At 63.0% G+C, this 22787-nt stretch carries 17 protein-coding genes and 2 pseudogenes; 16 read left to right on the forward strand and 3 right to left on the reverse strand.

The features are described from left to right. On the forward strand, positions 1-336 hold a 336-nt coding region (locus tag ACZYZE_RS18400), incomplete at its 5' end, for a beta/alpha barrel domain-containing protein (RefSeq protein ID WP_463909427.1). Positions 337-361: 25 nt separating this feature from the next. Beyond that, positions 362-595, forward strand: a complete 234-nt coding sequence (locus ACZYZE_RS18405) for a hypothetical protein (protein ID WP_463909429.1) — start codon at positions 362-364, stop codon at positions 593-595. On the opposite strand, the gene ACZYZE_RS18410 is transcribed toward ACZYZE_RS18405, so the two are convergent. Then, entirely contained in the window at positions 592-864 is a 273-nt protein-coding gene (locus ACZYZE_RS18410) for a DUF3846 domain-containing protein (protein ID WP_463909431.1), read from the reverse strand. The genes ACZYZE_RS18405 and ACZYZE_RS18410 overlap by 4 nt on opposite strands. A gap of 739 nt (positions 865-1603) precedes the next feature. On the opposite strand from ACZYZE_RS18410, the gene ACZYZE_RS18415 reads away from it, so the two are divergent. The 8 genes from ACZYZE_RS18415 (at position 1604) to uraH (ending at position 9581) form a co-directional block, all read left to right on the forward strand. Further along, positions 1604-2956 carry an MFS transporter gene (locus tag ACZYZE_RS18415; protein WP_463909433.1) on the forward strand — a complete coding sequence of 451 codons (1353 nt, stop codon included), beginning with the start codon at positions 1604-1606 and terminating at the stop codon, positions 2954-2956. 82 nt (positions 2957-3038) lie between these two features. Continuing rightward, entirely contained in the window at positions 3039-3722 is a 684-nt protein-coding gene (locus tag ACZYZE_RS18420) for a GntR family transcriptional regulator (RefSeq protein ID WP_463909434.1), read from the forward strand. Continuing rightward, on the forward strand, positions 3719-4516 hold the full coding sequence (locus ACZYZE_RS18425) for an aspartate/glutamate racemase family protein (RefSeq protein ID WP_463909436.1): 798 nt from the start codon (positions 3719-3721) through the stop codon (positions 4514-4516). The genes ACZYZE_RS18420 and ACZYZE_RS18425 overlap by 4 nt, the downstream gene beginning before the upstream one ends. Before the next feature lie 49 nt (positions 4517-4565). Beyond that, a complete protein-coding gene (locus ACZYZE_RS18430; RefSeq protein WP_463909438.1) occupies positions 4566-5999 on the forward strand; it encodes an amidohydrolase family protein in 1434 nt (477 codons plus the stop codon). An 8-nt stretch (positions 6000-6007) separates the two neighbouring features. Further along, entirely contained in the window at positions 6008-6736 is a 729-nt protein-coding gene (locus ACZYZE_RS18435; RefSeq protein WP_463909440.1) for a maleate cis-trans isomerase family protein, read from the forward strand. Positions 6737-7053: 317 nt separating this feature from the next. Then, positions 7054-7899: a fumarylacetoacetate hydrolase family protein gene (locus ACZYZE_RS18440; RefSeq protein ID WP_463909442.1), complete on the forward strand. Its 846-nt coding sequence runs from the start codon at positions 7054-7056 to the stop codon at positions 7897-7899. 846 nt (positions 7900-8745) lie between these two features. Next, positions 8746-9243 carry a 2-oxo-4-hydroxy-4-carboxy-5-ureidoimidazoline decarboxylase gene (gene uraD / locus ACZYZE_RS18445; RefSeq protein WP_463909444.1) on the forward strand — a complete coding sequence of 166 codons (498 nt, stop codon included), beginning with the start codon at positions 8746-8748 and terminating at the stop codon, positions 9241-9243. Further along, entirely contained in the window at positions 9240-9581 is a 342-nt protein-coding gene (gene uraH, locus ACZYZE_RS18450; protein WP_463909445.1) for a hydroxyisourate hydrolase, read from the forward strand. The genes uraD and uraH overlap by 4 nt, the downstream gene beginning before the upstream one ends. A 116-nt stretch (positions 9582-9697) precedes the next feature. Here uraH and ACZYZE_RS18455 read toward each other — a convergent pair. After that, a pseudogene (locus ACZYZE_RS18455) lies at positions 9698-10382 on the reverse strand (SDR family oxidoreductase). Positions 10383-10686: 304 nt separating this feature from the next. On the opposite strand from ACZYZE_RS18455, the pseudogene aceE reads away from it, so the two are divergent. The 3 genes and pseudogenes from aceE (at position 10687) to ACZYZE_RS18470 (ending at position 17370) form a co-directional block, all read left to right on the forward strand. Next, positions 10687-13417: pseudogene (gene aceE / locus ACZYZE_RS18460) on the forward strand (pyruvate dehydrogenase (acetyl-transferring), homodimeric type). A 1393-nt stretch (positions 13418-14810) separates the two neighbouring features. Continuing rightward, positions 14811-15719: a factor-independent urate hydroxylase gene (gene pucL, locus ACZYZE_RS18465; protein ID WP_463909447.1), complete on the forward strand. Its 909-nt coding sequence runs from the start codon at positions 14811-14813 to the stop codon at positions 15717-15719. Between the two features lie 142 nt (positions 15720-15861). Then, positions 15862-17370: a nucleobase:cation symporter-2 family protein gene (locus tag ACZYZE_RS18470; protein ID WP_463909449.1), complete on the forward strand. Its 1509-nt coding sequence runs from the start codon at positions 15862-15864 to the stop codon at positions 17368-17370. An 85-nt stretch (positions 17371-17455) separates the two neighbouring features. Here the strand turns inward: ACZYZE_RS18470 and ACZYZE_RS18475 are convergent, their stop codons facing one another. Continuing rightward, on the reverse strand, positions 17456-18211 hold the full coding sequence (locus tag ACZYZE_RS18475) for an IclR family transcriptional regulator (RefSeq protein ID WP_463909451.1): 756 nt from the start codon (positions 18209-18211) through the stop codon (positions 17456-17458). A 209-nt stretch (positions 18212-18420) separates the two neighbouring features. Between ACZYZE_RS18475 and ACZYZE_RS18480 the strand changes: the two genes are divergently transcribed. From ACZYZE_RS18480 to ACZYZE_RS18490, 3 genes are read left to right on the forward strand one after another with little or no spacing between them, the layout of a single operon-like run. Then, positions 18421-19866, forward strand: coding sequence for an NAD-dependent malic enzyme (locus ACZYZE_RS18480; RefSeq protein ID WP_463909452.1), 1446 nt, complete (start codon positions 18421-18423; stop codon positions 19864-19866). A 37-nt stretch (positions 19867-19903) separates the two neighbouring features. Next, positions 19904-21502: a malate synthase A gene (gene aceB, locus ACZYZE_RS18485; protein WP_463909454.1), complete on the forward strand. Its 1599-nt coding sequence runs from the start codon at positions 19904-19906 to the stop codon at positions 21500-21502. A 3-nt stretch (positions 21503-21505) separates the two neighbouring features. Continuing rightward, positions 21506-22783 (forward strand): DUF6986 family protein, encoded by a 1278-nt coding sequence (locus ACZYZE_RS18490; protein WP_463909455.1) that lies wholly within the window; start codon positions 21506-21508, stop codon positions 22781-22783. The last annotated feature ends 4 nt before the right edge of the window (positions 22784-22787 follow it).

Below are 22787 nucleotides of genomic sequence, written 5' to 3' on the forward strand. Positions count from 1 at the left end.
GTCGCCGCCAAGGAGCTGCAGGCCCCGTACGAACTGGTCAAGGAAGTTGCCGCCACCGGCAAGCTCCCGGTGGTGCTGTTCACCGCCGGTGGTATCGCCACACCGGCCGACGCGGCCATGATGATGCTGCTCGGCGCGGACGGTGTCTTCGTTGGCTCCGGCATCTTCAAGTCCGGCAACCCGGCCCAGCGTGCCGCCGCCGTCGTGAAGGCCACCACGTTCTTCGACGATCCCGACGAGATCGCCAAGGCCTCCCGCGGCCTGGGCGAGGCCATGGTCGGCATCAACGTGGACGAGATCCCGGAGCCGCACCGCCTGGCCCAGCGCGGCTGGTAACACCAACACTCTGAAAGGAACGAACTTGATCATCCGTCATGACGACTGGGTCCACCTGATCGGTGCAACAGTGGAAATCCGGCGCCAGGGAAACACCGTCCGCACAGGCCGCGTTGACCACGCCACAAAAGACTCCAACGTCCTCTGGCTCGCCCAGGAAGCCAACAACCCGCGCAAAATGATCGACAAAGCCCAGGGCTACGAAGCCTGGGACATCGCTGCGTTTCCTGCTGACCTTGGGGAATCTTCTCCTGCCTAGGCAGCCAGTGCGGTGTCGAAGAGGCGTTCGGCCATCTGAAGCAGGTGCGCGGGTGCGTCTGCCTCATCTCCGTTGCTGCGGTGTCCGAGGAACACCGCGGTGCCCCGGATTGTCTCCTCGAGGTGTAAACCTGCTTCGCGGATCAGCACTTCGCCCCGGACGTTCACAGGCAGGGGGATATAGTCTGCCTCGTCGTTGAGATAGACGTGCCAATCCTGGGAAGTGAACGCCCCGACGTTTCCTTCCACCAGAATTTGCCGTGAGACCAAGGTCGTGTCATCGCCCGCACCGAGGTCCAAAGTTACCCGAAGGCCGGGGTGTGCACATTGTGCACACCCCGGTTTAAGGCAGCAGCCACGTGTGCAAAGGCTCCTAACCCGGCTGAGAAAAGCAGTCGGGCCTTTTGTCTCAGGGCTCCACCGTGAAGAAGTAGGCTGCCGCCGCCCACAACCGGGGACAATTCACATAGAGTTATCCACCGCTACTGCTGCCGAGGGAGCTACCCCAAAGGCTCCCGATTTCCAGGCGTGGATAACCCGAATTGACCCCAGCCGTGGACCGCTCAAGGTCACCGTCTAGTTTCGGCACCAATGCTTTGAAAGCAAGGGCATGTCCGAGTCTGGGCAGCCTGTGAGACCGGCCTCTTGGTGGTATTCCTCGATGTGGACTGCACTGAGTTCGGCCGCCTTGGCGCCGTCGGTGCGGCTGATTGCCGGCGGGATCTCCCCGGTGCTGCCTAGGAGGCGTGCGCAGTCACAATCCGTGGATAACCCCTTTCCCTCCGCGACGGGGAAGAAACCCTTGACAGTGGCGCAGGTCACTCATATTGTGAGTTTTGGGATCCCAAAACGGGATCCCAAAGAATGCCCGTCCTGGGATCTTTTCGCGGCCCCTTAGCGCCGCTTCCCAGGTCTCCCGGGACCTAGGTACGGCCGCCGCCTCATGTGGCCCGGCCCCCGCACGAGAGCCTTTCCCCTGCCCGCGATCTTCCCTGTATAAGGAGAAGCTGTGTCTGTTCAAAATACCGAAGCCACAACGCCTGGAACTGAGCCCAGGCCTGTCGACAAAACCAGCAAGGACGGCGTGCAACGACGCACCAACGTCCGTTGGAAAATGTTCCTGCTCCTGCTTGTCCTCGTGGCCGTAAACTACATCGACCGCGGCTCCATCTCGGTGGCGCTGCCCATCATCCAGAAAGAATTCAACCTCGCCCCCGAGCTCGTGGGACTGCTGCTGTCCGCCTTCTTCTGGACCTACGCCCTCATGCAGATCCCGGTGGGCTGGCTGATTGACAGATTCGGTCCGCGCAAGGTAATGACGGCCTCCTGCGTCGGCTGGGGCGCCGCAACGGCCGCCTCCGGCATGGCCGGCGGCTTCTTGAGTATGTTCATCGCCCGCATGGGCATCGGCGTCACCGAGGCCGGCGTCATGCCGGCAGGCGGCAAGCTCAACGCCATCTGGATGCATAAGTCCGAGCGCGGGCGCGGCGCAACCATCCTCGACGCCGGTGCACCTCTGGGCGCCGGCCTCGGCGGCATCCTGATCGCGGGGCTGATCGCTTCCACAGGCAGCTGGCGAATGGCGTTCGTCATCGCCGGTGCCGCCACAGTACTCATGGGCCTGGCCGTCTGGTGGTATGTCCGCGACAACCCGCGCCAGCACCCTGGCGTCAATGAGGCCGAAGCCGCATACATCGAGGCTTCCCACGCTGCCGAGGACGCCGAAGCCGAGCGCGATGGCAGCAAGGGAAAGCGTGCCCTGCTCCCCTACCTGAAGTTCCGTTCATTCTGGGCCATGTGCTTCGGCTGGCTGGGCTTCAACGGAGTGTTCTACGGGTTGCTGACCTGGGGCCCGCTGTACCTGGCCCAGGACAAGGGTTTTGACCTGAAGACCATTGGCTGGTCCACCTTCGTAATCTTCGGAGCCGGCTTCGTCGGGGAAATTCTAGGTGGCACTCTTGCTGACAAGTGGCGGGCAGCCGGTGCATCCGCGAACCGTGTCATGCGGACTCTGCTGGGCATCTCCAGTGCGGTGGTGATCGGCGGCCTGATTGGGGTCACCGTGGTGCCCGACCCCACCACCGCCGTTGTCCTGCTCTCCCTGGTCATGTTCTTCCTCCGCTGGGTTGGGCTCTTCTGGAGCATCCCGTCCATCCTGGGCGGCCGGACCAACGCAGGAGTGCTGGGCGGGGCGATGAACTTCAGCGGAAACATCTCCGGTTTTGTCACCCCCATCGCCGTGGGCCTGATCGTCGGTGCAACCGGCTCATACACCTGGGCGCTGCTGTACTTCGTCGGATCCGCCATCATCATGGGTGTTTCCGTAATAACCCTGAACTACAACAAGCGGCTTCCTGTCTAGGCTAGCCAGCCTAAGCTAGGCACCGCAGCACCTTTCCCGCCGCCGGGAGTGCAACGTCCCGCGAGAATCCGAATGGAGCACCATGCTTACCGCAGAAGAGACCCAGGACAAGGAACGCCCCCTCCGCGAGGCAGTCCGGGATACCCTCCGCACCCGGATTTTTGAAGGGCACTACGCTCCCGGCACGCGGCTGGTGGAACGCGATCTAGCCGCAGAATTCAATGTGTCACGACTGCCCGTCCGGGAAGCGCTGCGCATGCTGCGCATGGAAGGCCTCGTCAGCGACCGCGGTGCACGTGGTGCGGAAGTCAGCAGCCTCAGCCCCAAGGACGTCGAGGACCTGTTTGACCTCCGGGAGTCCCTCGAGGTGCTCGCATGCCGACTGGCAGCTGTCCGCGCCACCGGCGAGGACCTAGGCCACCTTACGGGCCTGCTCGACGAGGCGCAGCGGTGCCTCGCCAAGGGTGCGGTGATGGAGGCGCACCGTGCCAACAGCGAATTCCATGACGCCATCACCAGCATCGCCGACAACAACTTCCTCAAATCCGCACTGGAACCCCTCCAAGGACGGATGCACTGGCTTTTCCGCCACGTCAGCGATCTGCCGGAACTGATCCAGGAACACCGGGAGCTCTACGATGCGATCGCCAGTGGCGACCCTGACCGGGCGGCTACCCAATCGGCGTCGCACATCGGGAAGTACCGTGCGCAGTTCCCCGAGGACTTCCAGAAAACCGAACCAACGCTGCATCGGAAGAAAAAATGAAACTGCTCGTCATCAACCCCAACATCAGCGACGACGTCACGTCCCTCATCCAGTCCGAGGCCCTGCGCTCCGCCGCCCCGGGAACGCAGCTGGTGGTCCGCACCGCCAGCCACGGCGTGGAGTATATCGAAACCCGATTCGAGTCCCTCATTGCGGCCGGCGCCGTGGCCGAGATCATCGCGGAATACTCCAAAGGTGGCGAATATTCTGTCGACGGCATCGTCGTCGCCGCCTTCGGCGACCCGGGCCTGCCTGCACTGAAGGAACTTAGCGATGTCCCTGTCATCGGCATCACCGAGGCGGCGCTCTGCGCCGCGGCCCTCCAGGGGCACCGCTTTTCCATCATCGCCATCTCGGAGCGGATCAAACCTTGGTACCGCGACTGCGTGGAGCGATTCGGCCTCACCGGCCGGCTGGCTTCCATTCGCTCCATCAACGAATCCCTCAACAGCATCGGCTCCGTGCAGCAGGACTTCAAAGAAACCCTGCTGACACTCAGCCGTCAGTCCATCGCGGAGGACGGCGCCGACGTCATCATCCTTGCCGGCGCGCCCCTTGCCGGGCTTGCCCGCGAACTCCGAGGACAGATTCCCGTTCCGGTAGTTGATGGCATTTCCGCAGGCATACGCATGGCGGAAGCCGTGGTGGGGCTCCAGTCCGGACCGCACCGCGCCGGAGCTTTCGCCCCGCCGCCCGTCAAGACCCGCAGGGGGCTCTCAGAAAACCTCGACGCGGCCCTCACCACAGCCCAGACAACGGCGAATTCCGCCGCCTCCGCAGCCCCGGCCAACTAGAGGGTTCGCCGAGCCAGTCCACTAAGACTCTCCGATAAGGAGGACAATCATGTCCCGCACTCCAGAACTCGTCGTCGCCAACGGCACCGTGGTGAACAGCTTCGGCCGGTGGAACGCCCACATAGTCATTCAGGACGGCATAATCACCCGTCTGGTCGAAGCCTCGGAGCCAATCCCTCCTGCCGCTCGAACGATCGACGCTGCAGGTCAACTTGTGATCCCCGGCGGCGTGGACGGCCACTGCCACGTCGCCCAGGTGACCGGGCGATTCCGCACCTTGGACGACTACAAGACCACCTCCACAGCAGCACTATGGGGCGGTACCACGACGATCATCGACTTCGGCATCCCCCGCGACGCCCAGGAGACCCCCCTGGCGGCCGTGCTGCACAAAAAGGAACTGGCACAGGAGTCCCGCTGCGATGTCGCATTGCACGGCGCGGTGGTCAGCTGGGACGAATCAGTGCCGTGGCAGCTGGAACAGCTCGCCGCCGAAGGCGTGAGGTCAGTCAAGATGTACACCACAAACCGCGGCACCACCATGGCAGACGGGGACACCATCCTAAAAGTTATGCGCGAAATGGTGCATTTGGATGGCCTCACCTACATTCACGCCGAGCATGACCCCATTATTAGCGACTGCACCGAACAGCACGCCGACGACGGTCGGATCAGCATCGAGCACCTGCACCGGACCCGACCCGAACTGGCCGAGGAAATCTCCGTCAAAGAAACCCTGGCCATGGCCGAATACACCGGCGCCCCTGTCTACTTCGTGCACCAGTCGACGCCTGGTGCCGTCGACCTGGTCACCGAGGCCCGCGCCCGCGGCCAGGAGGCCTACTCGGAAACCTGCCCGCATTACCTGACCCTCGATGATTCCGTCTACGGCTCGGCGTTTCCGGAGTGGTACGCCTGCTGCCCGCCTATGCGCAGCGCCGAAACAGTTGCCGCGCTCAAGGACCGCCTTTTCAACGGAGCCATCCACACAGTCTCCTCAGACCACTCCTGCTACGACCTCTCCCAGAAGCGCGAACGCACCGACGACATCCGCGCCATGCCGCACGGCCTGCCCGGGGTGGAAACACGGATGCCCGTCACCTTTACCGCTCTCATGACAGAGCCCGGCCGCAACAATGTGGAGGACTTCGTGGAGGTCTTCGCTGCCGGCCCTGCCCGCATCAACGCGGTCCCCGGCAAGGGAACTATCGCTGAAGGCTTCGACGCCGACCTTGTCATCTTCGACCCCCTCGAAACACGCATTGTCGACGGCAGGAACCTCCATATGGGCACGGACTTCTCCCCATTCGACGGGGTTAAGCTCACCGGCTGGCCCGCCGTCGTGGTGTCCGCCGGGCAGGTAGTGCTGGACGGCGAAGGCTTCCACGACCCCGGGCCCGTAGGCCGCTTCGTGGCCCGCAACGGCTTCCGCGAACACATCACGGCCCAAGGCACCCTCACCTCCGCCACCGCAACGCTTTAGGAGCAGACATGCCTTCCGCAGCACGCAAAACCCGTATCGGCATGATTGTGCCGTCCTCCAATACCTGTCTGGAGCCGCAGAGCTACCGCATCCTGGGCGACCGGGACGACGTCACCATCCACTTCACCCGTATCCCCGTGACCCGGATCGCGCTGGATGATTCCTCGGACAAACAGTTCGATCCGACCGTCATGCGCGAGGCGGCCAGACTCCTTGCGACGGCGGACATGGACGTCATCGCCTGGAACGGCACCTCCGGGTCGTGGCTCGGCGCCCAGCACGACCGCGAACTCGTCCACGAAATCACCAGCGCCACTGGCATTCCGGCCACCACATCCACGTTGGCCTACCTTGAGGCGTTCCGGGCGTTCGGGACCGAGCGGATCGGACTCTTCACGCCCTACACGGAGGACGTCAACCGCGCTGTCATCGCCTCTTACGAACGTGAGGGCATAAGGACGGTGGACCACCGCTACCTGGGCCTGAGTGATAACGAAGCCTTCGGCAGGGTAACCGATGAAGAAATGCGCCCCGGCTCCCTGGAACTGGCGTCAGCGGCCCCGGACGCCCTCGTCTACTTGTGCACCAACCTGTACGGTGCCAACATCGCCGACGAAGTGGAGGAACAGACAGGCGTGCCGGTGCTTGACTCGGTGGCCGTTACCCTGTGGCACTGCCTTAAGCTCGCCGGATCTCCCTTGCTAGAACGAAAGTGGGGCAGGCTGCTCGCCAACTGATGCGCCCGGACCCTTACAGCGGTACGGACAGGACAGAGGTTGGAGAGTTCGACTACGACCACCACCTCGACCGGTTGAAGTTCGCTGTTCACCGCTTCGTTTATGCTGCCAGGACCTAGGTGAGGTGCTGAGTCGGATCAACGAGGGCGCGGCCATGATTGGTTCAAGGGGCCTGCCGTCAACGGCGAGTATCCAATGCTCCCGGCCACAAACGACAGATTCGCGCAGAGACCGCCATGCCTGCCACCCGCCCCGGAGACGAGCGTACGTTCCGGCCTTGAAGCCTGACGACGAAACTCGAGAAGGAAAAAAATCGCATGAAATTTGCCCGCCTCGGCGCCGTCGGAGCCGAAACCCCTACCATTCTGGACGGCACTACGTACTTCTCCCTGGCAGGACTGACCCCGGATCTGGACCCCGACTTCTGGTCCTCGGGCGGTCCCGCCCGTGCAGCAGCGGCCCTGGCTGCCGGGGAACTGCCCGAAATGGATGCCGAGAACCTTCGAATCGGGGCGCCCATAACCCGGCCTTCTTCCGTGTTTTGCATCGGCTTGAACTACGCCGCGCACGCCGCTGAGTCGGGTTCCGAACCACCTATTGCACCGATCCTGTTCCAAAAGGCGGCCAACACCGTCGTGGGACCCAACGACGCCGTCGCGATCCCCCGCGGTTCCACCACAACGGACTGGGAAGTCGAACTGGGCGTTGTTATCGGCACCCGCGCGTCCTACCTGGATTCACCTGCGGACGCGCTTAGCCACATCGCCGGCTTCGTCACTGTCAACGACCTGTCCGAGCGGACCTTCCAGCTCGAGCGTTCCGGTGGTCAGTGGTCCAAGGGCAAGAGCTGCGCAGGGTTCTGCCCAACCGGTCCCTACCTGGTCACCCCGGAGGATGTGGACACAGCCGCCCTCCGGCTTCGCACCTGGGTAAACGGCGAACCGCGCCAAGACTCCACCACCCAAGACTTGATCTTCGACGTGGCCACCATTATCCATAACCTCAGCCAGTACCTCGTTCTGGAGCCGGGCGACCTGATCTGCACCGGAACGCCGGAGGGCGTGGCCTTGTCAGGACGCTTCCCATATCTAAAAGCTGGGGACGTTGTGGAGATAGAGGTGGCTGGCCTCGGACGCCAGCGCCAGGAATTTATCCAGGCCTAAACGGGGCATGCAGGCAGGGCTGGACGGCATTCCGGGGCTCCGGTCTTGGCCTCTCTGGACACCGCGACGGACGCGAACGGTCGGGGCAGCCCCCGCCGCACGTTTCGTGAATCGGCGGGGCAGGCAAATTGATCGATGTTGCTAATGTCCAGTGTTGTCGCATGCTAATATTCTCATTTCACATAACGGAATTAAAGCTGGCCGCTCCCGTGCCTGTCAGGCGTTGCCGGCTGTCGGAAGTCGAATGACATCCAGGGGTCAAAGGTTTCCTGCCCGCCCACATCCTGCCGGCGGTGCCTATCGGGACCGTCGGTTAATTAGCCGGCCAGTCACCGCTCCCGTTCCCGGCTTCCTGCGGCCGGGCACGTCGGCCCAGACGGGCTGCCTTCCTGGCTGCAGCCCACGAGAGTAGCTCACCATGCCATATCTATGCCTGCGTCTGTCAGGAGCTGCACTGCTGATAAGCGGGCTGGCCCTGCTGGACTATGTTCCCCCGCGGGATTCGGCGGTCTTAAGCTTGCTGGTAGGGGCGTGCGAATCGCCAGCCTAATCACAGCGACTGCTGCCCCTAGTCCGAATCACCCATGTCTGGAAAACGCCAGACTCTCTTCAGCTAACTCCAGGCTGCGGCCGGGTTCGCATCCAGCATGGCGGGGGTCAACGAGCGACTGGGCTACAGCTAAACAGCAGGGGCATACCAGGATTGCTGAATCCGCTCCCTGCGGGGCAGGAGAAGTTGACACGGAAAAGTGCATAGGATTCAATATTGAATGATGAAAGTTAGTTTCCACTCTACGGAATCAATTGGCAACATGGTGGCAATGCGCACCAACGAAAGGACCCTTGATGTTGCTAGAAGAGTTCAACAACGCCGGGCGCCCGGAGATCGTTGCAGCGCTTCAACCGTGTCTCGACATCCGGCGTTGGATAGATCAGGTCGCGGACGGGCGACCGTTTTCATCCACGGTGGATCTATTGAAGTTCGCCCGCAGTGCAGCGTCTCCATTTACTGCGCGCGAAGTGGAGTCCGCGCTGGCTCACCACCCCCGGATAGGCGAACGTGCGTTGGGCGATAATTCCGAGGCCGAGTTCTCCCGGAGGGAGCAAGAAGGCCTTGGTATGGCTTCGGAGAGAGTGATCGCGGCCCTGTCAGAGGCGAACAGGAGCTACGAAGAAATGTTCGGTCGGGTCTTCCTGATCCGTGCCGCGGGTCGGAGCAATGAAGAAGTTCTGCAGGCCCTTAAGGTGCGGATTTCCCACACTGCGGCCGAAGAGGAATATGTTGTGCAGCAACAGCTGCGCGAGATCGCAATCCATAGGCTTGAAGGAATGATGAGCAAGTGACAACTTCCCACGTAACGACGCACCTTCTCGATACCGCCACAGGGAAGCCGGCCGAGGGAGTCCCTGTAAGCCTGCATGCTTTGAGCAATGGCTCGTGGTCTGAGATTGCCGCCGCGCAGACCGATTCCGACGGACGCGTGAAGGAGCTGGGCCCGGAAGTGCTGGCTTCCGGAACATACCGGCTACAGTTCACCACCGCGGAGTACTTCGCCCATCGGAATACGCCAGCTTTTTTCCCGGAAGTCGTGCTGACCTTCGCTGTGGACAGGAATGAACCGCATTACCACGTCCCGCTCCTATTGAGCCCCTTTTCGTTTTCCAGCTACCGCGGAAGCTGAACGATTCCGGCACCGCCGAAGGTTTGCCATACCCAAACGCCGACAGGGTCCCCTGCATCCTCGGGCGGTAAAGAGCCTCGAGGTCACGTTGGGCCGGACCTACAGCAAAGCGTGGCCTATCCCCGGCCGATGAACGGCATCCGGCCGCCGTGATGATCACGGACCCCACGCTGGCGGACGGCGGCATTCCGGCCATAAGCAGCACAGCGCGCTGCTTCCTCGACCGGAACGTCGGCTCCGCCTTCCGGCTGCCATCGGCCTGGACCGCTCAGGATGCGACTCCGATTGACTCCATCAATTCCGTGGCCGTGTTGCCGATGTCGATCTGCCCGCAGGTGATGCCGAAGCCGCGACCATCCAACTCGATGCTCTTGGCCAGCCCGGTCAAGGCGTGCTTTGTGACGGTATAGGCGACCGTCCGTGGCCGGGGTGCGCCGGAATCGAGCCGTTGTTGATGATCCGGCCACCCTGCGGTGACTGCGCCTTCATGGTCCGGACGGCCGCCGCCGCGCACATCATCGACCCCGTCAAATTCACCGCCACAGTGGCGTCCCAGTCCATCAAACTGATCTCATCCACCGAGGCCGAAGGCCCAAAGACGCCGGCGTTGTTGAACAGCACGTCCACCCTGCCCCAACGCTGGAACGCGGCGGCGAACAGTCGCTCAACGTCGTCGGGCGCTGTAACGTCGCACGGTACACCGACAGCCTGGGCGTGGCCAGCAGCGGTCTCCTGCAGCCCCGCCTCGCGGCGACCGGACAGGACTACCCTGTAGGCCTCAGCCAGCATGAGCCTCACCACCGCCCTGCCGACCCCGGAACCCGCTCCGCTGACGACGGCAACTGTTCCGCTTGACTCAGGGGTGGTGGCCGTCGGGCTCCTTTTAGGTTAGGGGCGGGCGGCCGCCGAGGAGGAGGCTACGGCGTCGGGCCCGGTTGTCAGGATGAAGAACTGGTGGCTGCAGTCACAATCCGCCCGTTGGGCTTCTAAAGGCCCTGACGGCCGTTGGCCACCCCCCTGCTTGACTGCCCGCAAACGTCTAAGTAATCTCGAAGAGCAAGAAAGTTTTTTCATTGTACGAAATAATTGGCCAAGGCATTCAAAGATGAAACGAGGCTCCGTGGCTGCAGGAGATACCGCCCATATCCTCAGCGGGTTGACAAACCAGCTGCCTGATCGTGATCCGGAAGAGACCGCCGAATGGCTGGAGTCCCTGGATGACCTGATTCAGGAACAGGGCACTGAACGTGCCCAGTACATAATGCGCAGCCTGCTTCAGCGCGCCGGCGCACAAAGCGTGGGCGTGCCGATGGTCACCACCACGGACTACGTGAACACGATCCCGGTGGACCAGGAAGCAGCGTTCCCCGGCAATGAAGAGTACGAGCGCCGGTACCGGGCATACATGCGCTGGAATGCCGCCGTCATGGTGCACCGGGCCCAGCGTGCCGATATCGGCGTCGGTGGCCACATCTCCACATACGCCGGTGCCGCGACCCTCTACGAGGTCGGCTTCAACCACTTCTTCCGCGGCAAGGACCACCCCGGCGGCGGGGACCAGGTCTTCTTCCAGGGCCATGCCTCCCCCGGCATGTACGCCCGCGCCTTCATGGAAGGCCGGCTGTCCGAAGAGGACCTCGACGGTTTCCGGCAGGAGAAGTCCAAGGAAGGCCACGCCCTTTCCTCGTACCCGCACCCGCGTCTCATGCCGGAGTTCTGGGAATTCCCCACCGTCTCCATGGGCATCGGCCCGATGAACGCCATCTACCAGGCGCAGTCCAACCGGTACCTGGCCAACCGCGGCATCAAGGACACCTCGGACCAGCAGGTCTGGGCGTTCCTGGGCGACGGCGAAATGGACGAGCCCGAGTCNAAACGAGAACCTCGACAACCTTAACTTCGTGATCAACTGCAACCTCCAGCGCCTCGACGGACCGGTCCGCGGCAACGGCAAGATCATGCAGGAACTTGAGGCGTTCTTCCGCGGTGCGGGCTGGAATGTCATCAAGGTCGTCTGGGGCCGGGAGTGGGATGACCTGCTCACCAAAGACTCCGGTGGCTCGCTCGTGAAAATCATGAACGAAACCCCTGACGGTGACTACCAGACCTACAAGGCCGAATCCGGCGCGTTCGTCCGCGAGCACTTCTTCGGCAAGGACCCGCAGACCAAGGACCTCGTCGCGGACCTGAGCGATGATCAGATCTGGAACCTCAAGCGCGGCGGCCACGATTACCGCAAGGTCTATGCCGCGTACAAGGCCGCGACCGAATTCAAGGGCAAGCCCACTGTAATTTTGGCCAAGACGGTCAAGGGGTACGGCCTGGGCACCCACTTCGAGGGCCGTAACGCGACCCACCAGATGAAGAAGCTCACCCTGGATGACCTCAAGGCCTTCCGTGACCACCTGCGGATTCCGGTGACCGACGAGCAGCTTGAAAAGGACCTGTACGAGCCGCCGTATTACCACCCCGGCACGGATGCGCCGGAGATCAAGTACATGATGGAACGCCGTGCCGAGCTTGGGGGAGCCGTGCCGGAGCGCCGCTTCAAGCACCAGGACATCGACCTGCCCGACGCCAAAACCTATGAAGTCGCCAAGCGCGGCTCGGGTAAGCAGCAGGCCGCGACCACCATGGCATTCGTCCGCCTGCTCAAGGACCTCATGCGGGACAAGAAATTCGGACACCGGATTGTTCCGATCGTCCCTGATGAATCCCGCACATTCGGCATGGACGCGTTCTTCCCCACTGCCAAAATCTACAACCCGGGCGGCCAAAACTACCTGTCCGTGGACCGGGACCTGGTGCTCGCCTACAAGGAATCGGCACAGGGCCAGCTGATCCACCCAGGTATCAACGAAGCCGGCGCTGTAGCTGCGTTCACCGCAGCCGGCACTGCATACGCCACCCACGGCGTGCCGTTGATCCCGGTCTACGTTTTCTACTCCATGTTCGGGTTCCAGCGCACCGGCGACGCCTTTTGGGCAGCCGGAGACCAGATGGCGCGCGGCTTCATCATCGGCGCCACCGCCGGGCGGACCACCCTCACCGGCGAAGGGCTCCAGCACGCGGACGGCCACTCACCGCTGCTCGCCTCCACCAACCCGGCGGTGGTCACCTACGACCCCGCGTACGGCTACGAAATGGGCCACATCATCCGAGACGGCATCGAGCGCATGTACGGCCCGGAGTCCACTGACCGGAACCTGATGTACTACCTCACGGTCTACAACGAGCCGGTCACCCAACCTGCCGAACCGGAGGACCTCGACGTAAACGGTGTACTGAAAGGCATTCACCGGGTGTCGGCGTCGGGTGTGGACGGTCCGAAAAGCCAGATCCTGGCCTCCGGCGTCTCCGTCCCCTGGGCTATCGAAGCACAGCGCATCCTCGCAGAGGACTGGGGCGTCTCGGCGGATGTCTGGTCCGTCACGTCCTGGAACGAGCTCCGCCGGGATGGGCTGGCCGCAGAGGAAGGGGCTTTCCTCAATCCCGGCCAGCCCGCGCGGGTCCCCTTCGTGGCTGAGCAACTCGCGGACGCGCAAGGACCCGTCGTTGCCGTCTCGGACTACATGAAGGCTGTCCCGGACCAGATCCGCCAGTTCCTGCCGCACCAGTTTGCCTCCCTGGGTGCGGACGGCTTCGGCTTCTCCGACACCCGGGCCGCGGCGCGCCGCTTCTTCAAGAACGACACCCACTCCATCGTGGTGAAAACACTTCAGATGCTTGCAGGAAGGGGCGAGGTAGACAGCGGGGTTACCGCTTACGCCATGGACCGCTACAAGCTCCTGGACGTCAGCGCCGGCACAACGGGTGGAGCAGGCGGGGACGCCTGACCGGCAATCCAGTTGGCAGCAACAGCAGCTAGTGCGGTTGCTGCCAACCGTCCTCTTGCCTGGATGTAGTGGCTTCGGGGAACGGAAGCCACTACAAGGCACGGTGTCCTGCTCGCCGCAGGTGGAGAGCAGGCCGGGCCCCGGCGAACATGAACCGTACCCGGTTATCGTGGACCACGACCCGGGCACACATGGCGGGCAGATCGTACCTGTGCGGTACGTCCGCGTCCGCTCCGGCGGATCAAGCCTGGCCTGACCCCGGTCGGCAGACACTTCACATTGCTGGGCCGGATCATTGCCGCTGCTTTTGCAACGGCCACCAGCCCAGACACCCGTTCCCGGGACCCGAACACGCCTGAACCGTGCTCGGGTGAGTTCGTGTCGGCCGCACGTGACCTTGAACACCGATCCCATCGCCGTGACTGCGAGATCCGCATGCCTGCGAGGGTTCCGTTGCCTGATTCGGCAGTGCTGAGCTGGGCCCGGCGACTGCCGTCCAACAGGAGCCGAAGCTCTTGAAAATAGTGGCCATAGGCGGTCACGGTGTCGATCATGGACAGCTCCGTCCGCCTGCCCGCAAGCCAGGCCTGAGCAAATCCGGACCATATCAACGGCACGTTCGCGTTCCGGATGCGAGCGCGTGCCCGTCAGCTCGGGCGGCCGGGTAGAGGGCGCCGGCTGCGGGTGATTCTGCAGCACATCCCCGAGGCGGAGCGTCAGCCGTAAGAGCAACTCATCGTCCGACACGGCCCAACGGCAGGCATGGCGTTACCTGGCCACCAAGCGGTCCTGACACTTGGGGATGCGGCAAAGTTCGCCCGTGCCAGCAGGTGCGAAGGTTCCGGTGCCCGTTATGGCCGTGGCTCTGGGAGATTACTTTGTAAAAACAGGAAGTGCGCGGATCCAACGGGAAAACCCACCGCCCTGCCGAACGCGCTCTGCATCTGGGGGCACATGAAAGTCAGGATCCGTGCCGCTTCCGAGGGGGAAGTAGAACTCCTGGGCTGCTGTTGCCGGCGCCACCGGCGTTTTGACCTGCTGGCACATCTGGTCCTCCTCCGAGGTCGCGCACAATTCCGTCAAGTGGAAAAGAACTTTTGCTATGCGAAAAGCATAAATGCCCTGCTGCTGGTTCGTCAACGGGCTTCGGGGTCGGCAGTCACAATTTGATTTTTCAGTGTGTGATGTACACCACCGGAATCCTGAGCTACGCTTGATGATACTTCGTGGCCTATGTCACGTAACCTGGGAGCAGCAGGCAGGGTCGTTAATGAGCTGGCATCTATCGATGTCGGCTCTTTTTTGTGGGCCGACGGTACAAGAATCGTGCGGGAACGCGCGCTTAATTTCTATGTGGACCTTGTGCCACGTACCTGAAGTTGGGAATCTGACCATGAGCAGCAACATCATCCTCGGCCACAACCAGTACGGCAAAGCCGAAGTCCGGGTTGTGAAGATTACCCGGGACACGGACCGCCACGAGATCGAAGACCTTAACGTCACCTCGCAGCTGCGGGGCGATTTCGCGGCCGCCCACCTTGAGGGCGACAACGGCCACGTTGTGCCTACGGACACCCAGAAGAACACCGTTTACGCCTTCGCCCGGGAAGGTATCAACTCCCCGGAAGCGTTCCTGCTCCGGCTCGGCGAGCACTTCACCTCCACCTTCGACTGGGTAACCGGCGGCCGTTGGGAAGCCGAGTCCTACAGCTGGAACCGGATCCGGGCCCACGGCACCGAGCACGACCACTCCTTCGTGCGCAACGGCCAGGAAGTCCGCACCGCCGTCCTGGTCCGCGAGGGCGCCACAACGCACCTCATCTCCGGACTCAAGGACCTGACGGTCCTGAAGTCCACCGAGTCCGGCTTCGTCGGCTACCCGAAGGACAAGTACACCACCCTTCAGGAAACCACTGACCGCATCCTTGCCACCGAGGTCTCGGCCCGCTGGCGCTTCAAGACCGGAACGGACGTCAGCACCCTGGACTTCAACAAAAGCTACGACGACGTCAAAGGACTGCTGCTCGAAGGCTTCACGGAGAAGTACTCCCACGCCCTTCAGCAGACCCTGTTCGACATGGGCACCAAAGTTCTCGAGGCCCACACCGAGATCGACGAAATCAAGTTCTCCATGCCGAACAAGCACCACTTCCTGGTGGACCTTTCACCGTTCGGCCTCGACAACCCCAACGAGGTCTTTTTCGCCGCAGACCGCCCCTACGGTTTGATCGAGGCCACCGTCCAGCGCGACGACGCTGCACCAGCGGACATCGCCTGGTCAGGCATCACCGGTTTCTGCTAAGTCATCCGCACACCTCGAAAGCCTCAACTACCGGCCACCCCTGCTTGAGCACGTTACCGGTGATTGGGCCAGTCGAATCCCCATCAACAGCCAGACCACGTTAGCCAGACGAGGACGTCTGCCATGAACCAGAAAGTCTGTCATGAACATCAAGAACCCTCTCAAAGCCGGCAAGCGGCGCAACAGACGCCCTGCCACGGATCGACCGGAAGACCAGCGCCTATCCATCGGCAGCAGCTTCGCCTACGGCTTCCAGCACGTCCTCACCATGTACGGTGGCATCATTGCCGTCCCGCTAATTGTGGGCCAAGCCGCCGGCCTCTCCCCCGCCGACATCGGCGTCCTCATTGCCGCAGCACTCTTCATGGGCGGTTTGGCCACCATCCTGCAGACCATCGGCATCCCCTACTTCGGCTCGCAGCTGCCGTTGGTTCAGGGCGTCTCGTTCGCCAGCGTCGCTACCATGGTGGCCATCGTTACCGGTCCCGGAGGAATCCAGTCTGTCTTCGGCGCCGTGATTGCTTCCGCAGCCATCGGCTTGCTGATCGCCCCGATTTTCTCCAAAATTATCCGGTTCTTCCCACCGGTAGTAACCGGCACCGTCATCACCACCATCGGCCTGACCCTGATGCCTGTCGCGGCCAACTGGGCCATGGGCGGTAACAGAAAAGCTGAAAACTACGGGAGCGTGCAGAACATCGGCCTGGCGGCCATTACCCTGGCGCTCGTCCTGCTCCTGAGCAAGGTGGGCAGTGCCACCATCTCGCGGCTCTCGATTCTGCTCGCCATGGTCATCGGAACCGGAGTGGCCGTCGTGACAGGGATGGCCAACTTCTCGAAAGTCGGCGAAGGTCCCATTATTGCCTTCCCCACACCTTTCCACCTTGGCGCCCCGACCTTCGAAGTAGCCGCAATCATCTCCATGGTGATCGTTGTCTTGGTAATCCTTACTGAAACCATGGCTGACATCCTGGCCGTCGGGGAGATCGTCGGAACCAAGGTGGACTCGAAACGAATTGCTGCCGGACTGCGTGCGGACATGGGTTCGAGCCTTATCGCCCCGGTCTTTGGCTCTTTCACCCAGAGTGCCTTCGCACAAAACGTGGGCCTGGTCGCCGTCACCAAGATCAAGAGCCGCTACGTGGTGGCCGCCGGCGGCGTGATCCTGGTGCTGCTGGGACTTCTGCCGGTCCTGGGCCGCGTTGTCGCAGCCGTCCCCACCGCCGTCCTCGGTGGCGCGGGCATCGTTCTGTTCGGCACAGTGGCGGCCAGCGGCATCAGGACGCTGGCCAAGGTGGAGTACCGGAACAACATGAACCTGATCATCGTGGCCACTTCGATCGGCTTCGGGATGATCCCGATCGCCGCACCCACCTTTTATGACAAGTTCCCCGACTGGTTCGCCACCATCTTTCACTCCGGCATCAGCTCGGCCGCGGTCATGGCCATCCTGCTCAACCTGCTGTTCAACCACCTGAAAGCCGGCAACTCAGAAAACCAATCGGTTTTTGTTGCCGGCACCGGCCGCGTGATCCGGGCAGAGGACCTTAAATGCCTGGCCGACGGCGACCGCTACGAAAACGGCAGACTCATCGACTGCGACGGCAAGGAAGTCACGGTCCAGTCATCCGAGAAGGCACCCGAACACTAGAACGTCGAGCAATGGCGAAGGCGGCCCACTTCCGAACGGAGGGGCCGCCGTCGGCAGCGCTGGCCAAACCGTTGTCGGAGGCAGATCAGTTGCGGTTGAGTTCCTCCGAAATAGCTTGCGCGGCTTCCCGAAGCATCGGGACGGCGCGGTCGCCGAAGGACCGGTCAACTCGCGACACGGGCCCGGAGACTGAGATGGCGGCGGGGGTAGGGGCGTTGGGTACGGCCATAGCGAAGCAACGGACGCCCAGCTCCTGCTCCTCCTCGTCGATGGAGTAGCCGCGTTCCCGGATCCGGTTCAGGTCTGCCAGGAGGGCTTCGATGTCGCCGATGCTTTTGGACGTCGGCGTGGGCATGCCGGTACGCGTCACGATGCCGCGGACAACCCCGTCATCAAGCTGCGCCAGGATGGCTTTGCCGACGCCGGTGTCGTGGGTGTGGGCGCGGCGTCCCACTTCCGTGAACATCCGCATGGAATGCAGGGAGGGAACTTGCGCCACGTAGATGACCATGTCCGAATCGAGTACCGCCATGTTGGCGGTTTCTCCCAGGTGATCCACGAGGGATTTAAGCTGCGGCCGGGCCACGGCGCCCAACTGCTTGTTCGCTCCCTCGCCGAGCCTGATCAGCCGGGGGCCCAGGGCGTAGCGGCGGTTGGGCAACTGCCGGATATAGCCGAGAGTGACCAAAGTGCGCAGGAGCCGATGGATGGTAGGCAGCGGAAGGTCCGTCGACGAGGAGAGTTCGCTGAGCGTGACGTCTCCGCCTGCGTCAGTGATCAGTTCCAACAGTTCAAAGACGCGCTCAACAGACTGCACGCCTCCGGGGGATTTCTCAGCCATGTGACTGCTCCTGCCACTCGGTTTCCGACAACTCTTATCCACATCGTGAAAAGAGTAGCCCTAGACCTCCCAAGATACCGCACCGAGCGAACTATATGCGCCGACGAATGAGAAGGGCTTGTAATTCCACACAGTAGATAATAATATCCATAATACGAAACTATTTTTCCGTATCCCGCCCGTTTTGGGCCAGACCAGAGGACAATTCAATGGCGAACCCCAGCCCCGGAAATTCGATTACCCTTCGCGTGGAAGCGCCGTCCAGCTTTTCGGCCACCAGTGAGCTGGCCGCCGCCGTGGGAGCGGCGGGCGCGGCCATCACGGCGCTGGACGTCACTGAGTCCCACCACGAGACTCTGGTTGTCGACGTGACCTGCAACACCACCGATGACAATCACGCCTCCCGCGTCAAGGACGCCCTGAATGCGCTCGCCGGCGTCAAAGTACGCAACGTTTCGGACCGCACCTTCCTGATGCACCTGGGCGGCAAGCTTGAAGTTGTCCCGAAGGTGGCCCTGCGCAACCGTGACGATCTGTCACGCGCCTACACCCCCGGGGTCGCCCGAGTCTGTATGGCAATTGCGGAGGATCCGGCGATGGCCCGCAACCTGACCATCAAGCGCAACACCATTGCCGTGGTCACTGATGGTTCGGCCGTACTGGGTTTGGGAAATATCGGCCCCGCCGCGGCGCTGCCTGTCATGGAAGGCAAAGCGGCACTGTTCAAGCAGTTCGCCAACGTAGACGCCTGGCCGGTCTGCCTCGACACCCAGGACACCGAGGAGATCATCCAAATCGTCAAGGCCCTCGCTCCCGTCTACGGCGGCGTGAACCTTGAGGACATCGCCGCACCGCGCTGCTTCGAGATCGAGAACCGCCTCCGCGAAGAACTGGACATCCCGGTATTCCACGACGACCAGCACGGCACTGCGATCGTCACCCTCGCCGCACTCGTCAACGCCCTGCGCGTCGTCGACAAAAGGCTAGACGAAGTGAGGATCGTCGTCTCGGGCGTCGGTGCCGCGGGTTCCGCCATCATCCAGCTCCTCAAAGCCCAGGGGGCCCGGCACATTGTCGCGGCCGGACGTTCCGGGGCCATTCACTCGGGCCAGGAGTACAGCGACGAGCACCGCAGCTGGATCGCCACCAACACCAATGAAGAACGCTTCGCCGGCACACTGCACGAGGCCCTCAAGGGCGCCGACGTGTTCATCGGCGTGAGTGCACCGCACGTGATCGGAGAGGAACAGGTTGCCTCGATGGCCAAGGACTCCATCGTGTTCGCCATGGCCAATCCCACCCCGGAAATCGACCCGGTGGTTGCGGCCCGCCACGCTACCGTTGTGGCTACCGGCCGCAGCGACTTCCCCAACCAAATCAACAACGTGCTGGCCTTCCCGGGATTCTTCCGCGGGCTCCTGGATGCCGGAGCCTCGGACATCACGCCCGAGATGCTGGTTGCCGCTGCCGAAGCTATTGCCAACCGGGTGGCTGACGATGAGCTCAACGCCAGCTACATCGTCCCCAGCGTCTTCGATCCCCACGTTGCTGCCGACGTCGCCAGTGCGGTGGCACGAGCAGCAGGAAATGCATCGAACGCCGCAGCCGTTCAAGATGCGGCCCCGGCCGCCGACGCTTTCTACGCCGTACCCTGATTCACCGCCTGACTCGCAGCAAAGGAAAGGACCAGAAATGCCCATCACTGTCACAGACCCCCGGCCGATCCAACGCGCGGAGGAGATCCTCACCCCCGAGGCACTGACGTTCATCGAAGAGCTCCACACCCGCTTCGCGGGTACCCGCAGCGAGACGCTCGCCGCCCGCGGCGTCAAGCGCAAAAGGGTCGCCGAGACCGGAAAGCTGGACTTCCTGGCGGAAACCCAGGACGTGCGCGACGGGGACTGGCGAATCGCAGAAGCACCGGCGGCACTGCAGGACCGCCGCGTGGAAATGACCGGCCCGGCCACGCCGGCCAAAATGGCCATCAACGCCCTGAACTCCGGAGCCAAAGTGTGGCTGGCGGACCTTGAGGACGCGTCCACACCCACCTGGGCCAACGTCATCGACTCGATTCTCAACCTCCGCGACGCCGCACTGGGAACCCTGAGCTATACGTCCCGCGAAGGCAAGGAGTACACGCTCCGCACCGACGCGCCGTTGGCCGTGGCGGTGGCCCGCCCGCGGGGCTGGCACCTGCCTGAAAAGCACCTGCTGATCGACGGCGCACCTGCCGTGGCTGCGCTGGTGGACTTCGGCCTGCACTTCTTCCACGTCGCCAAGCAGCTCGTCCTCAACGGCCACGGTCCCTACTACTACCTGCCCAAGATCGAAAGCCACCTTGAAGCCCGGCTCTGGAACGAAATCTTTATTTTCGCGCAGGATTACCTGGGCCTGGACCAGGGCACCATCCGCGCCACCGTGCTGATCGAGACCATCCCGGCCGCCTTCGAGATGGACGAGATCCTGTACGAGCTGCGCAACCATGCCTCCGGCTTGAATGCCGGCCGCTGGGACTACCTGTTCAGCATCATTAAGTACTTCCGCGACGCCGGCGAAGAGTTTGTGCTCCCGGACCGTGCCTCAGTTGTCATGACGGCGCCGTTCATGCGCGCCTACACCGAGCTGCTGGTCAAGACCTGCCACAAGCGTGGGGCTTTTGCAATGGGCGGCATGGCCGCAGTGATCCCCAACCGCCGGCAACCCGAGGTCACCGAGGCGGCCTTCGCCAAGGTGCGCGCGGACAAGACCCGGGAGGCCAATGACGGTTTCGACGGCTCCTGGGTGGCCCACCCGGACCTGGTCCCAACGTGCCGGGAAGTGTTTGACGCCGTGCTGGGCGACCGCCCCAACCAGGTGGACAAGCAGCGTCCCGAGGTTTCCGTCACTGCAGACCAACTGCTGGACATCGCCTCGGCTGGCGGCCAGATCACGGAAGCCGGGCTGCGCCTGAACCTGTACGTAGCCGTTGCCTACACGGCGGTGTGGCTGTCCGGGAACGGCGCGGTGGCCATTCACAACCTCATGGAGGATGCCGCCACCGCGGAGATCTCGCGCTCCCAGGTGTGGCAGCAGATCCGGAACAAATCGGTCCTGGCCGACACGGGGAACACTGTCACCCGGGAACTGGTGGAGCGGATCCTGGCCGAGGAAACGGAACGGCTCCGCACCGAATTCGGCGACGAAGACTTCCGTCTTTACTACGAGCCGGCCAGTGAGCTCATCGCCGATATCTGCCTGTCGGAGGACTATACGGACTTCCTGACCACACCGGCCTACGAACTGGTGGGTTGAGCCATGGCGGTCTCCCCTACGCCGTCGCTCTCCGCGGCGGACATCGCGGGCATCGATGTACAGCTTGCCGACACGGACCGGATGCTGGAACGTAATTATCCGGGCGATGACGGGTCACGCCAGCCTGTTCATACGGTCTACGTCCCGGCTGACCGGTTCACGCCGTCACTTGCCGCCGACTGGGGATCTGAGGCGCTGGCAGCTACAGCGGCCCATGGCGGGCTGGAACTGTTGGGGCTGTTGCTGGGCCAGAACGCCCAACTCGCCGCGGCGGTGGCGTCCCGGGTCCAGGCAAAGCTGGAAAGCCAACCCATTGAGGATCTCCGGCTCGACTTTGAGGACGGTTTCGGGGACAGGGGTGACGACGCCGAGGACGCTGCCGCCGTTGCCGCCGCCGCCGCCGTGGCCACCGCTGTTGCGGCCGGCTCGGCGCCGCCCTTCATCGGAATCCGGTTCAAATGCTTCGAGAAACCCACCAGGGCTCGTGGCCTGCGCACCCTGGATCTCTTTGTCTCCGGCCTGGCCGCAGCCGGTGAACTGCCGGAGGGCCTGGTCCTCACCCTGCCAAAAGTCACCACGGTGGCCCAGGTGGAGGCCATGGACTACGCCGTCTGGAGGTTGGAGGAAGTGCATTCGCTTCCGGCAGGCCGGCTGCGCTTCGAGGTTCAGGTGGAAACGCCCCAGCTGATCCTCGGCCCTGAGGGGACCTCGCCCGTGGCCCAGCTGCCGCGCGCAGTTCCCGGCCGGATCAGCGGACTCCACTACGGTACCTATGACTACTCCGCGTCCCTGCAGATATCCGCCGAGTACCAGTCCATGGAGCACCCCGTGGCGGACTTTGCCAAAGAGGTCATGCAACTGGCAGTGGCCGGCACCGGCATCCGCCTATCTGACGGTTCGACCAACATCATTCCCGTGGGCGAGAATGTGGAGAACGCCTGGCAGCTGCACGGGCGCCTGGTCAGGCGATCTCTGGAACGCGGCTACTACCAGGGCTGGGACCTGCACCCGGCCCAGCTGCCCAGCCGCTTTGCCGCCACCTATGCCTTTTACCGGCAGGGACTTCCTGCCGCCGCTGCACGCTTGCGGAACTACGTGGAGCGCACGGAAGGCGGCGTCATGGACGAGCCCGCCACCGCCCGAGCCCTGGCGGCCTTCGTGCTGCGCGGTGTGCAGTGCGGCGCCGTCGGGGCCGTGGAAGTCCAAGCAATGGCCGGGCTCGGGCTTTCTCAACTGACAGGCCTGGCGCACCCCCGCCTGGCAGCGTCCACTTCGAAGTAAGGAT

Source organism: Pseudarthrobacter woesei (assembly GCF_055412745.1).

Excerpts from the sequence above, each read along its gene's own strand:
- pucL (WP_463909447.1), top strand. The coding sequence starts at position 14,811 with ATGAGCAGCAACATCATCCTCGGCCACAACCAGTACGGCAAAGCCGAA.
- ACZYZE_RS18490 (WP_463909455.1), top strand. The coding sequence starts at position 21,506 with ATGGCGGTCTCCCCTACGCCGTCGCTCTCCGCGGCGGACATCGCGGGC.
- ACZYZE_RS18430 (WP_463909438.1), top strand. The coding sequence starts at position 4,566 with ATGTCCCGCACTCCAGAACTCGTCGTCGCCAACGGCACCGTGGTGAAC.
- ACZYZE_RS18475 (WP_463909451.1), bottom strand. The coding sequence starts at position 18,211 with ATGGCTGAGAAATCCCCCGGAGGCGTGCAGTCTGTTGAGCGCGTCTTT.
- ACZYZE_RS18480 (WP_463909452.1), top strand. The coding sequence starts at position 18,421 with ATGGCGAACCCCAGCCCCGGAAATTCGATTACCCTTCGCGTGGAAGCG.
- ACZYZE_RS18470 (WP_463909449.1), top strand. The coding sequence starts at position 15,862 with ATGAACATCAAGAACCCTCTCAAAGCCGGCAAGCGGCGCAACAGACGC.
- aceB (WP_463909454.1), top strand. The coding sequence starts at position 19,904 with ATGCCCATCACTGTCACAGACCCCCGGCCGATCCAACGCGCGGAGGAG.
- ACZYZE_RS18425 (WP_463909436.1), top strand. The coding sequence starts at position 3,719 with ATGAAACTGCTCGTCATCAACCCCAACATCAGCGACGACGTCACGTCC.
- ACZYZE_RS18420 (WP_463909434.1), top strand. The coding sequence starts at position 3,039 with ATGCTTACCGCAGAAGAGACCCAGGACAAGGAACGCCCCCTCCGCGAG.
- ACZYZE_RS18440 (WP_463909442.1), top strand. The coding sequence starts at position 7,054 with ATGAAATTTGCCCGCCTCGGCGCCGTCGGAGCCGAAACCCCTACCATT.
- uraD (WP_463909444.1), top strand. The coding sequence starts at position 8,746 with ATGTTGCTAGAAGAGTTCAACAACGCCGGGCGCCCGGAGATCGTTGCA.
- ACZYZE_RS18435 (WP_463909440.1), top strand. The coding sequence starts at position 6,008 with ATGCCTTCCGCAGCACGCAAAACCCGTATCGGCATGATTGTGCCGTCC.